The sequence below is a fragment of the Luteimonas abyssi genome (assembly GCF_001482195.1).
GTDB classification, from domain to species: domain Bacteria; phylum Pseudomonadota; class Gammaproteobacteria; order Xanthomonadales; family Xanthomonadaceae; genus Luteimonas; species Luteimonas abyssi.
The window spans coordinates 2982868-2996777 of record NZ_KQ759763.1; the positions used below are offsets into that span (position 1 = coordinate 2982868).

13 protein-coding genes and 1 pseudogene are annotated in these 13910 nt (G+C 66.1%); 7 read left to right on the forward strand and 7 right to left on the reverse strand.

The annotated features are described in order from the left end of the window. Positions 1–537: 537 nt before the first annotated feature. From RG19_RS12930 to RG19_RS12940, 6 genes are all read right to left on the reverse strand, one after another. Complete coding sequence (locus RG19_RS12930) at positions 538–1239, reverse strand: hypothetical protein (RefSeq protein ID WP_157515260.1); 702 nt, start codon at positions 1237–1239, stop codon at positions 538–540. A gap of 76 nt (positions 1240–1315) precedes the next feature. Then, complete coding sequence (locus tag RG19_RS17655; protein ID WP_157515261.1) at positions 1316–1759, reverse strand: hypothetical protein; 444 nt, start codon at positions 1757–1759, stop codon at positions 1316–1318. Positions 1760–1816: 57 nt separating this feature from the next. Next, positions 1817–2992, reverse strand: a complete 1176-nt coding sequence (locus RG19_RS17305) for a Shedu immune nuclease family protein (protein WP_238376640.1) — start codon at positions 2990–2992, stop codon at positions 1817–1819. A gap of 118 nt (positions 2993–3110) precedes the next feature. Further along, positions 3111–3677 carry a hypothetical protein gene (locus RG19_RS17310; protein ID WP_082672662.1) on the reverse strand — a complete coding sequence of 189 codons (567 nt, stop codon included), beginning with the start codon at positions 3675–3677 and terminating at the stop codon, positions 3111–3113. A gap of 65 nt (positions 3678–3742) precedes the next feature. After that, positions 3743–4624: an LAPAL motif-containing putative phage structural protein gene (locus RG19_RS17660; protein WP_157515262.1), complete on the reverse strand. Its 882-nt coding sequence runs from the start codon at positions 4622–4624 to the stop codon at positions 3743–3745. A 444-nt stretch (positions 4625–5068) separates the two neighbouring features. After that, positions 5069–5689: a hypothetical protein gene (locus tag RG19_RS12940; protein ID WP_058835626.1), complete on the reverse strand. Its 621-nt coding sequence runs from the start codon at positions 5687–5689 to the stop codon at positions 5069–5071. A gap of 577 nt (positions 5690–6266) precedes the next feature. Here RG19_RS12940 and RG19_RS12945 point away from each other — a divergent pair. The 7 genes and pseudogenes from RG19_RS12945 (at position 6267) to RG19_RS12975 (ending at position 12835) form a co-directional block, all read left to right on the forward strand. Beyond that, positions 6267–7703 (forward strand): Do family serine endopeptidase, encoded by a 1437-nt coding sequence (locus tag RG19_RS12945; RefSeq protein ID WP_058835628.1) that lies wholly within the window; start codon positions 6267–6269, stop codon positions 7701–7703. A gap of 53 nt (positions 7704–7756) precedes the next feature. Further along, entirely contained in the window at positions 7757–8110 is a 354-nt protein-coding gene (locus RG19_RS12950) for an ElaB/YgaM/YqjD family protein (RefSeq protein WP_058835629.1), read from the forward strand. A gap of 34 nt (positions 8111–8144) precedes the next feature. Beyond that, positions 8145–8612 (forward strand): annotated as a pseudogene (locus RG19_RS12955) (phage holin family protein); the annotation flags it as partial. Between the two features lie 131 nt (positions 8613–8743). Continuing rightward, positions 8744–9367, forward strand: a complete 624-nt coding sequence (locus RG19_RS12960) for a hypothetical protein (protein ID WP_058835630.1) — start codon at positions 8744–8746, stop codon at positions 9365–9367. A gap of 9 nt (positions 9368–9376) precedes the next feature. Next, a complete protein-coding gene (locus RG19_RS12965) occupies positions 9377–10477 on the forward strand; it encodes an AI-2E family transporter (protein WP_058835631.1) in 1101 nt (366 codons plus the stop codon). Positions 10478–10536: 59 nt separating this feature from the next. Beyond that, positions 10537–11271 carry an HAD family hydrolase gene (locus RG19_RS12970; RefSeq protein ID WP_058836607.1) on the forward strand — a complete coding sequence of 245 codons (735 nt, stop codon included), beginning with the start codon at positions 10537–10539 and terminating at the stop codon, positions 11269–11271. Between the two features lie 175 nt (positions 11272–11446). Further along, positions 11447–12835, forward strand: a complete 1389-nt coding sequence (locus RG19_RS12975; protein ID WP_082672663.1) for a leucyl aminopeptidase family protein — start codon at positions 11447–11449, stop codon at positions 12833–12835. 114 nt (positions 12836–12949) lie between these two features. On the opposite strand, the gene RG19_RS12980 is transcribed toward RG19_RS12975, so the two are convergent. Further along, positions 12950–13825, reverse strand: a complete 876-nt coding sequence (locus RG19_RS12980) for a hypothetical protein (RefSeq protein WP_157515263.1) — start codon at positions 13823–13825, stop codon at positions 12950–12952. Positions 13826–13910: the final 85 nt, after the last annotated feature.

The window sequence follows — 13910 nt, forward strand, 5'->3', positions numbered from 1 at the left end:
ATGCAGCTTGCGCAACCGGAACTGGCCGTCCTCCGGCAGGAAATAGCCCAACTCGCCGCAATTCTTCGTATCGGACTTCGACATCGTCGTCTCCCTCATTCCATGAAGTGCCCGTCCACGGGTGTGGACGGGAAGTCGGGAGGTTAGAAACCGCAGACAGACGGCGGGCGTATTTCCCCGAAGGGTTTTGTATTAGCCGCCCTCCCGACGCAGGCATCGCGTCGGCTCATGCCTGCAAGCGTGCAGGCACAAAAAACCCACCGGTTTGACGGAGGTGGGGACCGCTGTCTGAGGAGTTTCTACGCTCCTTGGGATCGAGTCTGCTACGGAGTGCGCGGGAGCGTCAAGCGTGGAAATGGCGCATTTCGGACGACGACGCGTAGGACTTTTCTGAGATGTGGGTCAGACAGAAGACGTCGCTTTTTGAATCACCCTCGAACGTACGGGCCGACGCAACGAGAGCCGCATGCTGTGCGCTGCCTCCGCACCAACACCGTTCAACATCGCCCGGTAATTCCACGCACTCTCACTGCGCTCTCAGATCGAAGACGCTTCAGGCGCTTCATCGCCGCACGCCAGCGCGTCCGTCAGCACCACGGCGTACAACTCATGCGTCAGCCGCATGCGCACCGCCATGACGCCGATCCACCAAGTGATGACGAGGAACGGCGCGAGCACGCCCTGCCAGAGCGGCACATCGGCGAGCGACTCGACACCGAGGCCATCCACCTCGCGCAACAGAAAGAACACGGCGACCAGCACCGGCAGGATGCCCACGCGCTCGATACCGCCCATCAGCAACACCAGCTTCGAGCCGAGGCGGTCGTGGGCCAGCCGCGCGAAGTTGCGGTGTTCTTCCAGCTCGGCGCGCGGAAACGTCTGCAACCACGACCGCAGCGCACGGAACTGCGCCAGGTCGTGATCGCTCTGCTCCACGAGTTTGATGCGCCAGTGCCAGAACTCGCGGGCCATGACGACCAACGCCCGAAGGATCCCGGGCGCGTACAGCACGCCCGCACTCCACACGCCCACCTGCGCCAGCCGCACCATCCACCATTGCGGCGTCAGGAACTGCACCAGTAGGAAGGGCAACAACCCGACGACGATCGCGACGGAGCCGAAGATGTTGAGCCAGTAGAGCGGGCGAGGCGTATTGAGTATCGCGGCGGGGCCGTCCGGCATGCTTTTGATGCGTGCTTCCAGCGTAGCGAAGCTCAGAGCAGATGACCGGTCATCCATGCGAAAAAGAACCTCGCTGTTGCGGTCGGGCTAAGTGAACCTGACCCCGTGTACCGTGGACGCCGTTGGCGCGGGCCTAGGACAACGAGCGGATGATGGCATTAACCCGATTTCTTGCAAAGTACTCAAACTCCTTCTCCTCCACAAAACCCTTTCCGTGAGTGTTGCACCTCGGCACTTCGCCAAATATATCCCTGAAGCTAAGTAAAAGAGCACGCTCAAGTTTTATCCACATCTTTACTCGTTGTCGCGCTTTGCAGGTGATTACGCGAGCTTCAAACTCAGTGACGCCGTGAAGATTTAGAATTGATGATTCACGCGTGGCGACGCTCGATGCTATTCGAGAACCACCCTTTTTTGTTGTACCGATATAAGCAATTCGGGATTTGCCTGACGGATAATGAAGTGGTTTTGATGCAACAAGAAGGTAAACAATCTTTTCGTTATCAAGGATGACCCGGCGAGCCGTCAGCGCCGGATTGGCCTTTAAGGAAATGCTGGATCTCCGAATCATTTTCACCCTCGCCTACGCCTGAGCTAAGACGCGCCTCGAAGCGGCGTCGGCTTGAATTAATTGTTAGCTTTCACTGACGCCCACAATATGGCGAGCACGCTCATAGAGCTCATCAAAAGTGATGACCTCAGGCTGGTGTAGGTTTCGACGATAAATCTCAAACGACCTTAGCTGAGTATCATTTACCCCATTTTTTCCGGAAAATTGCCCGAGCGTGCCGACAACAACGAAGGATCTTGGGGAGAAGTTGAAAGCTTCTTCTGCTGTGGGAAAGCCTTGCTTATCCGTAAGTTGAAGTTTCCCGAAAATGGTCTCTCCCGCATACGATACGGTGCCTTGCACCTGAGCCACTGCGCCAGATAGATGCTCTGACGGAGCCCAACAGCCGGCCCGATACGCTGTGGAGGTAAGCAGGGGTGTCTTGTGGGTCTTGATCTCCACAAAGCACAGAGTCGAGGCTAGCGCTCTAGTCTTTAGAAGCGCATCGACACGCTTCCCAGACTGATCCAATTGGTAGCCGCGGACCACTTGTTCAAGCTTTCTGTCCTCGAGCCCCGAAGAGTAGATATAACTCAGCCCGTAACCGAATATCCACGAATTTGCTTCGAAGAACTGTTGCCACAACGCTTCATCCTTACACTGCTTCCTCTTTTTTAGATCATTAAAGTAGCTTTCGCTCTCTAGAAGTTTTCCAAAGACCTCAAGTTGCCTCTTGCGGTAGCCGAGCGCTACTACATCGCTCTTAGTCACGGAGTGCCGCAGAACCTCCGCGACGAGTTCTTCATTATCCTCCAACAATTCTTTTGCCTGCTGTGACGTGAGTGCAATCTTGCGCAACTCAGCATCTGAAATGTTGACTGAGCTACCGCCTTCCAGGCTCACGGACTGAATATTGGCGAGAAACTCGCAGAAGCGACCGATCTCTTCGCCCACAAATGAAAATCCGGTGCCGTAAGGCATGCCGGTATCTGCAGAAAACTTCTGGATGGTGAGAACGAAAACACCCTTAGTGTCTTCGATAAACTTTGCCTTGATGTAGGTAGCCGCATTTGGCTTCTGTCGCACTACAACTTCATCGCGCTCTTTGACGTACTCATATCCATCGGCAGAGGGTAGGACTTTCGACGCTATACGGACTCGACGGGTCTTGTCCCCGAAGGCCGGAAGCGCTGGACTTATGTACGTTTTACCGGGCTTAGGATTGTGGTAGTTGTCCATGATCACCGGAAGATTGGGCATGAAAGCTAACGATTGAATCAAGCCGTGGGTCTGCTTAAGGAGATGTCCATGAAGTCCCCTGTGACTTCTAACGCCTGATTAAGCCGCGCCGCGAAGCGATGTCAGCTTGAATTAATTATTAGGCCTCAATTGCGGCCACATGGTCGATCACTCTTAGCGCCCCTTGCAGCAACTCATCCTCGCGCTCAAGCACTCGAACCCAGGCCGCATCGTCGGCTTCTGCAGCCGCATGAAGATGCACGAAGTTCCTGACGGCATGCATAGCCTTCACTTGAGGCCATACATCTGCAACTTCGGGCTGTGGGGCTCCAGCTATCTCCCATGCCCGAATGACGTTGCCAAAGGTACGGCGCCGCAGGTCTTGATTGAGCGTGTAACCCCGCGTCTCAGCAATTGCTCGCAGTGCCGCCTCTGTGATCGAGGCGGCAACGAGTACAGCAGCTTTCACTGCTCCTGCTCTGACTGAGAGTCCAAGCTCACGTCTATATGGCGGGTCTGCGAGTTGGCCGGCGCGAGTGTGCCGAAGGTTTTTCAGCATGTATAAATGGAACTGCAGGTACTGCTCCTCGGCAGCAATCGCGTACTGCACCTCCGGATTGCCTAAGCGCTGCCATTTAAAAATAGCAACCGTGGTCAGTGGCTGGATCTCGAAAGTAGGGTCTTGAAAGAAGAAGTCGGCAGCCATGTTCTTTTGAGGCCCAGCACCTGAGTTAAACCACGCCACGAAGTGGCGTCGGCTTGAGTGAATAGTTAAAGAGACGCCTGCCGCATCCTTGGAATGTGATCGATGATCTCGATGACCTCGTAGCTATGGTTCTTGTAAATACCGGAATCTTTGTCTTGCCGTTGAACAATGCGCACTGCCGCCTTCAGGACGTCTCCAGGAGCAATCGTGACTTCGTGTGCGAAGAATTTATCGTAGAACCGATCATCAAGAACGGGGGCAGAAATTTTCACACCTCGCCAGTAAAACTCCCACTTTCGCCTTCCGCGCGCGAGGATCGCGCGCGAAATCTCAAGATTGGCGTACTCGACTACCACCCTGTCGCCTTCGTCGTCGAGAATTCGCGTGTCGAAGCGACAAAACATTTCGCGAGGCACCTTCGGCCCCGGCTGCCTACGGTCTGGAGGATCAATCCGCAGCCCTGTCACCGTTGAGTCTGATTCGGCTCCTCGGAAAACTTGTCCAATCGCGTTTTCGAAGCGCTTAGATTTCTCTACCTGTTGCTGTGCCTCGTAGACATTACGGGGGACAATCACTTTTGTATCGCCATACTCGACGATGACTGAGCTGTCAGTTACGACTATTGTCGGATCTGAGGGCGCCACCATTTTTGTGACTATGTAGCCCGCGATAACGCCGTAGATTATCGCTTTCGACGCTTCATGCGAAAACACACTGTGTGTCTTCTCGAAAATTGTTTTTACGACTGCTTCGAAGCTTCCTTCCTCAAGCGCCAAGACAACAACTTCTACAGCGTAGCCGGGATTGACTATCGAACTTGCTTCGCGAACCGCTTCCGCGAGCCCAGCAAGCGAAGTCGCCAAAGCGAAAGCATTGATTTGGTGCCTGTTCGTCTCGAAGTGAAGGACGAACCGGTCAGCTTCGCTCTGAATTTCGATGATAGCCATAGTCCCTAGTCCCGCTAATTACTATTAGCCCCTGTTGCGCCGGAGTATGCGCCGCCACTCTTCGCTTCGCTATCAGAGAAATCCTACAGAGATCAGCCTGTTGCGCAGGCATGCCCAGCTGCCCCGGTGCCTAGCGCTCGTGTGTTATCAGGCGAATGGCCGGGCCGGCGTTATTCGACACTTTCGGAGTGGTAACGCCGCTCAGGCGAGGGTCGCCGGGGAGAACCGGGGTCAGGTTCACTTCCAAGCCACTGCCCCGTTGCTGGTTCCACGTTGTTACGCACTACCTCACCCGCACTGGCTGTACCCACAGTGCAAAAGAGGACGTCCGGGCGCTCGATGCGACCGTGATGGGGCTCTCTTGGGGTGACGGTGCGGTGGATCGAACGGCCCTCACCCCAACCCCTCTCCCGCAGGCGGGAGAGGGGCTCGACGGCTGACGCGTCAGCGGGTCGCCTTGCGGGCGGCCTTCTTCGCGGTCTTCTTCGCCGGGGCCTTGCGAGCCGGCGCCTTCTTGGCGGCGGCCTTCTTTGCCGGAGCCTTCTTCGCCGGTGCCTTGCGGGCGACGGCCTTCTTCACTGCGGTCTTCTTGGCGGTCGCCTTCTTGGCGATCTTCTTGGTCGCCTTCTTCACCGCGCCCTTCTTGGCGGCGGCCTTCTTGGCGACCTTCTTGGTGGTGCGGGTGGCGGACTTCTTCACCGCCGCCTTCTTGGCGGTGGCCTTCTTCGCGACCTTCTTGGCGGTCTTCTTCGCCGCGCCCTTCTTGGCGGCCGCCTTCTTGGTGGCCTTCTTCGTCGCGGTCTTGGTGGCGGCCTTCTTGCCGGCGCCCTTGCGCTTGAGCGCCGCGGCTTCGGAGGTGGCGCTGGCCTTGGCGGCCGCCAGCTTCTTCTTGGCCTTGGTCACGCGCTTGCTCACCGTCTTGCTCGCCTTCTTGGCGGCCTTGCGCACGCGCGTGACCGCCTCTTTGGCGGTGGCGACCACGCTGCTGCCGACTTCCTGCGCCTTCTCGGCGATGGAATCGGCGGCATCGGCGATCGTCGCCGTCACTCCGTTACCGTTGCTCATCGGGGTTTTCCTCGTCTTGGAATTACGGGCACCGTGCCCGTGAAGCGGAATGTACGAAGTTTTCGCGCGGCGCGGAACAAAAAAATAACGCGGCGATTCGGCGCGCGGCGGCGCCGAGCGCCCTTCGGGTATGCGACGGATCGGCGGCGACCGCGCGTCCACGCACCTGTTCGATCGTCGCTGCGGCCATGCATGCCGGCGCATGGGTGCGGTCGTTCGCTCTTTAGCGACGCGAATCCGGCTGCCGCCGCGATGACGAAAACACCTTGTTTGCAGGTGTCGGCACTCGCATGGCCGGCGATCGCACGCGCGATGCACCCCCGACGGAGATCCCGTCGCCATCGTCGGTGGGGAGACGCCCGCAAGCGTCCGCACGCGGGCGGCCGCTGCGGAAACCGGCGCGGGCGGGCATCATGAACAGGCGCCGACCGCAGGCCCTCGCACATGACCGCAGGCCATGGAGACCGCATGCGCGGCGCGCTAGCTTCGATCCGTGCGCACCCGCGCCGCCTCGTCCCGCGCAGCCACACGCCTTTCACGTTGCTGCCACCCACACCAACGAAACAATCGACGTCCCATGCGTGCATTGCCCACCCTGCTTGCCCTCACCGCCGCGGCCGCTTTCGGAGGCTTTGCGGCCACGGTGCTGGTCGATATGAACCGGCCGCTCGCGGCCCAGTCCGCGCCCGTGGCGCAGGTGCCTGCGACCGTGACCGGCACCGGCGCCCTGCCGTCGGCAGTCGCCGGCCAGCCGATGCCGTCGCTGGCGCCGATGCTCGAGCGCGTGATTCCCGCCGTGGTCGGCGTGAACAACACCCGGCGCGTGCAGGTGAGTCCGTTCGGCAACGATCCGTTCTTCCGTCGCATGTTCCCGGACCTGAGCCAGGAGCGCCTGGCGCAGTCGATGGGCTCGGGTGTCATCGTCGACGCCGAGCGCGGCCTGATCCTGACCAACCACCATGTCATCGAGAACGCCGACGAAGTCTCGGTGACGCTCGGCGACGGCCGCACGCTGGAAGCCGAGTTCCTGGGCTCCGACCCCGAGACCGACATCGCGCTGATGCGGGTGGCAGCGGAGAACCTCACCGCGATCCCGCTGGCCGACAGCAGCACGCTGCGGGTCGGCGATTTCGTGGTCGCGGTGGGCAATCCCTTCGGTTTCAGCCAGACGGTGACCTCCGGCATCGTGTCCGCGGTCGGGCGCAGCAACGTGCCCGGCATCGGATTCCAGAACTTCATCCAGACCGACGCCTCGATCAACCCGGGCAACTCCGGCGGTCCGCTGGTCAACCTCAACGGCGAACTGGTCGGGGTGAACACCGCCAGTTTCAACCTGCGCGGCAGCGAGGCCGGCAACATCGGTATCGGGTTCGCGATTCCGTCGAACCTGGCCGGCAGCGTGATGCGTCAGCTGGAGAACACCGGCACCGTGCGCCGCGGCACCCTGGGGCTGGACCTGCAGACCGTCGATGCGCGACTGGCGCAGGCGATGGGCTTGTCCGAGCCGCGCGGCGCGGCGGTCACCCGCGTGCACGAGGGCGCGGCCGGCGCCCGCGCCGGGCTGCGCACCGGCGATGTGATCGTGTCGGCCAACGGCCAGCGCGTGGACAACGCCGAGGCCCTGCGCAACATCCAGGGCCTGCAGCCGGTGGATACGCCGATGAGCCTGCAGGTGCTGCGCGACGGCCGCTCGCTGGAACTCAGCGCGCGCCTGACCGAGCTGCCGCGTGACGGCGCGTCCTACGACGCACGCCTGGCCGGCGCCACCCTGTCCGACCTGCCGGAGGCCTTGCGCCGGCAGACCAACCGCGCCAGCGGCGTGCTGGTGGAGCGCGTCGAGCCCGACAGCCGCGCCGCCCGCAACGGCCTGCGCCCGAACGACCTGATCCTCGCCGCCACCGGCGGTCAGTTCCACGATCTGGCCGGCTTCCGCGCCGCCCTGGCCGACCAGCCCGATCAACTGTCGCTGCTGATCATGCGCGGCGGTCGCCGTTTCCAGGTCGATCTGCAGTAAGCCACACGCCGATCGGCATTCCCCCCGCCACACCCACCCGCAGGAGATCCGCCATGAGCCCCACCTCCACCGAAAACCTCAAGCACAACCTCAACGACGCCGGCAGCGCCCTGAAGCAGGCCGCGCACGACGCGGGCGATGCGCTCAAGGGCGCCAGCACGGCGGCGGGCGAAGAGCTCCGCCTGGGCCGCGCCAACGTCAAGGCCGACCTGGCCGACGGCGCCACGGCCGGGCTGTCCGCGCTGGAAGATCTGGGCGACGCCTCGCGCGAGCAGGTCGACGAGCTGATGGACAAGGGCCGCGACTTGGTCGACAGCGCCGCCGATCTGATCCGCGAGCGCCCGCTGGCCTCGTTCGGCGTCGCGTTCGCCGCGGGCTGGTTGATCGCCAAGATCGGCCGCCGCTGATCGCACCGTTGTTGCGTAGCCAGGGGAGAAGCCATTGAGCGCGACCGCCGAAGAGGCCCGCGACGACGACGCCTGCGGCGTGGACGATCCGAATCCCGGTCGCCCGCCGCACCTGGACGAGAGCGTCCGCCGCATCGGCAAGGCCGGCCGCGAGACGGTGGATGCGGCGCTGGGCACCGGCAAGGCGCTGCGGCGCCTGTTCTCGGCCGACTTCGCGCTGGCCCGCAGCGCCATCGGCCGCGTACTGGCCTGGGGCGCGATGGCGATCGTGTTCGGCGCGTCGTCGTGGTTGCTGTTGATGGGCGCATTCGTCGCCCTGGTGCAGCGCATCCCCGGCGTGAGCTGGATGCTGGCGATGGCCTTGGCCGCATTGGTGAGCCTGCTGGTGACCGCACTGGCGGCCTGGCGCGCGTCGGCGTTCTTCGATCTGGCCGGTCTGCACGCCACGCGCCGGCAACTGCATCGCCTGGGACTGTTCAACGAGGCCAGCGAGGAAGACGAGGACGAGGACGACGGCATGCCGCCTCCGTCCGAGCCGCCGCCGCCCGCGCCGCCCGCCCCCATCGGCAATCCCCCGCCACCGCCCGGCCGGCCGGTGCAACCGCCCGTCGCGCGCACACCGGAGGCAGGGCCGTGAACTTCGAACAGCTCAAGCGCCGGGTCGATCGCGCCGAACAGGTGGTCGAGGGTCGCATCCTGCAGACCACGGCCGCCCGCAACAGCCTGCAGGCGCGCTGGCGCGAGGCATGGACGCCGACGCGGATCGTGGTCGTGGGACTGCTGACCGGCTTCGTCAGCGGCAAGGCGCAGCCGGAGCGTGCCCTGCGCCACGTCGGCAAGTTCGCCAATCCGCGCATGATGCAATTGATCACGTCGCTGTCGGGCCTGGTGGCGTCGCTGCAGACCGCCTACGCGGCGGCCACTGCGAAGGACGCCGCCGACACCGCGGATGCCGCCGCCGACGATGCGGCCGGCACCCCCCGGCAGGCCGCCGCGACGGCATCGGGTGACTCGTCGGGCGGGCCTGCCGGTACGGGTGCCGGCGGCGGCGCGACCGCCGCACAGACGGCCGCCCAGGCGACGCGGGCACGGGCCGCCGCCGCGGGCGCCGCATCGGCCGAGACGGTCTCTGCGGCCCATGCCGACGACACCGCCGTCGCGCCGCCGCGCCCGCGCAGCGACCGCAGCCGGGTGGAGTCGACGCCGGAGCGGCAACCGGCACCGGCCGAAGCCGCCACCGATCTGTCCGAGCGCTGAGCCTCGCCGATGACGGCGTCGGCCGACACCATCGCGGGCGCGGACGCGTCGCCGCCTCCTGCGCCGCGCCCGCGCCCGCGGGCGCCGGTTTCGGTCGTCGTCCTGGCCACCCTGGCTGTGCTGGCCACGGCCTGGGTGGCGCAGGCGCTGATCCTGCCGATCCTGCTGGCGATGTTCTTCGCGATGATCGGCAACCCGATCCTGCGCGTGCTGCGGCGCCTGTACGTGCCGCGGTTCCTCGCCGCACTGCTGGTGCTGCTGGCCGGCCTGGCCGCCACCGCGATGCTGGTGTGGCAATTGGCCGGACCGGTCCAGGGCTGGGTGGAACAGGCGCCGGCGCAGCTGCGCGCACTGGCGCCGCGGCTGCAGCAGATGACCAAGCCGATGCATTCCGCCAGCGAGGCCGCGGCGTCGTTCGCCCGCGCCACCGACGGCACGCCGCAACGGCGCGCGCAGTTGGTGCAGATCCAGCAGGACGACGCCTGGCAGCGATTGACCGCGACCCCGCGCATGGCCGCGTCGGTGCTGGCGGTGGTGCTGCTCACGTTCTTCTTCATGGTCTACGGCGAGCGCCTGCAGCGGCACGCGATCGCCCTGCTGCCCGACCGTCAGCGCAAGAAGCTGACGGTGGAGATCATGACGTCCATCGAGCGCGAGATCTCGCGCTACATCCTCACCATCAGCATCATCAACACCCTGCTCGGGCTGGCCTTCGCCGCCAGCCTGTACGCACTCGGGATCGCGCTGCCGGAAGCGGCGATGTGGGGCACGATCGTGGCGCTGCTCAACTTCGCGCCGTACGTCGGTCCGTTCATCGGCGCGATCCTGATGCTGATGCTGGGCTTCGTCACCTACGACACGCTGGGCATGTCGCTGCTGCCGCTGGCGATCTACATGGGCCTGCACACGGTGGAGGGCCAGCTGATCACGCCCATCGTGCTCGGCCGGCGGATGGCGCTGTCGCCGTTGATCCTGATCCTGGGGCTGATGGTGTTCGGGTTCCTGTTCGGCATCGTCGGCCTGCTGCTGGCGGTGCCGCTGCTGGTCTGCGTGAAGATGATCCTGGTCCGTGTGGACGGCATGGAGCGCTGGGCGCGCCTGCTGGAATGAGCGACGCCGGACACGCATCCGCCGGGGCCGGCTGGCCGCGGTCTTCTACAATGGTCCGCATGCGTTTTCCCGTGCGTGCCATCACCCTCGATCTCGACGACACCGTGTGGCCGTTCGCGCCGATCGGCGAACGCGTGGAACGCGTGCTCGACGACTGGCTGCGCACCCACAGCCCCGCCACCGCCGAGCGCTATCCGGTGGACGCGATGCGCGCGTTGCGCGAACGGGTGTGGCGGCACAACCCGCAGTTGGCCCACGACCTGTCGACCTTGCGGCGGATGACGCTGGAGATCGCGTTGAAGGACAGCGGCGCGGACATGGCGCTGCTGGAGCCGGCCTACGAGGCGTTCTACGCCGCGCGCAACGAGGTCGAGCATTACCCCGACAGCCTCGACGCGCTGGCGCGCATCAGCGCGCGCGTGCCGATCGCCGCGCTGTCCAACGGCAATGCCGATCTCGCCCGCGTGGGCATCGCCGAGCATTTCGTGTTCCAGCTGGGTGCGCGCGAACACGGCAAGGCGAAGCCGTCGGCCTGCATCTTCCACGCCGCCTGCGACCGCCTCGGCTGCGCGCACGGCGAGGTGCTGCACGTCGGCGACCACATCGAGGCGGACGTGGCCGGCGCGCACCGCGCCGGGCTGCGCACCTGCTGGATCAACCGCGAGGGCCGGCGCTGGACCAACCGGCAACTGCGCCCCGACCTCGAGTTCGACACCCTCACCGGTCTGGCCGACTGGCTGGACACCCACGACATCCGCGCGCCCCGTGCCGATACGCCCGCGACGCGCGCCTGAGCGGATGCCGCGATCGCGCGCCGGCAGCCGCAGGACGACTCCGGCACCATGACCGCCTCGACGTCGTGACCCGACCCGGCCCGCCCCCGCCCGATCCGGCCCGCGACGCGGGCGCCCGCACCTGCACGCGCCGGACCCGGCCACATCCCCTTCCGCCTCTGTCCCTGGAGCCCGCATGACCGACTCGACCGCCCCCGCCCTCCCCGCCGGCCTGGTCCGCGCCGCCGACGCCGGTGCCGCCGACACGATCCGCACCCTGCACGTGATCGAACGCGACGGCCTGGCGGCGTGGCGCGCACAGCAGGACGCGCGCACCTGCGCCTGGCTCGACGCGCACGGCTTCACCAGCGGCGGCTGGATCGCCCTGCCCGGCGACGACGGCCTGGCCGGCGCGCTGCTGGTGGTGACCGACATGCGCGATCCCTACGCCTGGGCGCCGATGCCCGTCGCGCTGCCGCCCGGCGACTGGCGCGTGCACGGCGCCGACGCGGTGGCCGACGCGTGCGTGCTGGGCTGGGGCCTGGGCGCCTACCGGTTCACCCGTTACCGCGGCGCCGGACGCGCGCCGGCACGGCTGGTGCTGGATGCCCCGCACACGGCCACCCTCGATGTGCTGGCCGCGTGCAACCGCGTCCGCGACCTGGTCAACACGCCGACCGAGGACATGGGCCCGGACGAGCTCGAAGCCGTCGCCCGCGACATCGCGACCGCGCACGGCGCGACGTTCGATGCGGTGACCGGGGACGCCCTGCTCGCCGGCAACCTCCCGGCGATCCACGCCGTCGGCCGCGCCTCGCATCGCGCGCCGCGCCTGCTGCAACTGGACTGGGGCGATACCGCGCACCCGAAGCTGGTGCTGGTGGGCAAGGGCGTGTGCTTCGACACCGGCGGCCTGGACATCAAGCCGGCCGACGGCATGCGCAACATGAAGAAGGACATGGGCGGCGCCGCGCACGCGCTCGCGCTGGCCGAGCTGGTCATGGCGCGCAAGCTGCCGGTGCGGCTGACCCTGCTGATCCCCGCGGTGGAGAACGCCATCGGCCCGAACGCGCTGCGCCCGGGCGAGGTCATCGCGACCCGCAAGGGCATCGCGGTGGAGATCGACAACACCGATGCCGAAGGCCGGCTGGTGCTGGGCGACGCGCTGACCCTGGCCGGCGAGCAATCGCCCGACCTGATCCTGGATTTCGCCACCCTCACCGGCGCCGCGCGCATCGCGCTCGGGCCGGACCTGCCGGCGCTGTACAGCAACGACGACGGCGTGGCCGAGCGCTGGCTGCAGTGCGGTCTCGAGCAGCAGGACCCGGTCTGGCGCATGCCGTTGTGGCGGCCGTACCTGCGCTATCTCACCAGCCGCGTCGCCGACATGGCCAATGCCGGCTCGCGCATGGCCGGCTCGGTGACCGCGGCGCTGTACCTGGAGCGCTTCGTTCCCGAAGGCCAGGCCTGGGCCCACCTGGACGTCTATTCGTGGAACGACGCCGACCGCCCCGGCAAACCGGCCGGCGGCGAAGCCCAGGGCCTGCGCGCGGTATGGGCGATGCTGGACGCGCGCTACCGCTGAGCCGCGCTACTGCTCGACGCGCTCCCGCTGAGCGCGCCCCGGTCCGCGTCCCTGCCGTTGTCCGCGCCGAGCGTCGCGGCCGGCGGGACGGGGCGGGACGCTATCTGCGGGGATTCAATCGCCCGGGACCGGACAGCGTTCCGGGCGCTGTTGCGGCGCTGCGCCGGTGCGATACCAGCGCGCGCCGTCCGCGGCGGTCGGCAGGTCCATGCAGGCGCTCGCCTGGCTGCCGTCGGGCGCGGTGCGCACCCACCACTGGCGCGCGAGGCAGGTGTGCGCCTCGCATCCGGCCACGACCAGGTGTCCGCCCGAGCGGGCGATCGGCGAGACCACGCCGCCCTGCACCATCGCGCGCAGCGCAGCATCGGCCTGGAGGCCGTCCAGCGCGCGCTCGAACGCCGGGTGCGCATACAGCGTGAGACCGCCGACGGCCTCGTGCGGGTACCAGCCCAGATAGGCGCCGAGATCGATGGGCGCGGGGGTGGCGGGCGCGGCGGGCAGATCCATCGCCTCGGCGAAGATGGGGTCGACCGCGATCACGTCGCAGCGCGCGCTCGCACCCGTGCGCGCGAACAGGCGGGCCTGGTCGCCCTCGATCCGCAGGTTCGCCCGCCGGGCGACCGGTGCCGGCGGCCCCCGGCCCGCCTCGCAGGCGGCAGGATCGAAGCGGACCCGCACATCCACCCGTGGCGCGGTCCGGCAGTCGGGACCGCAGCCGCCGATGCGTTCGACCTGCAGCGGGCAGGTGAACGCCCGCCCCGAGGCCCGTCCGCGCAGGGTGGCGCTGCCGGGACCGTAGAGATCGAAGCGGACATAGTCGCCATCGCCGGCCTGCTGCACGCAACTGGCCAGCGGCGGGTCGGCCTGGGCGGGCAGTGCCGCACCCAGCAGCAACGCCGCCAGCAGGAACACGCCCAGACGCAGGCTCCGGCACGTCCGGCGATGCCGAATGTCCGATTCCGGCCGGTCCGCCACATCCATCGCTGCCATCGCTCCCGCACTGCGTTTCGAGGCCGCCACACTAACCGATGCGCGCCCCGGTGCGCACCGCCCGGACGCCGTCGATCCGGGCGGA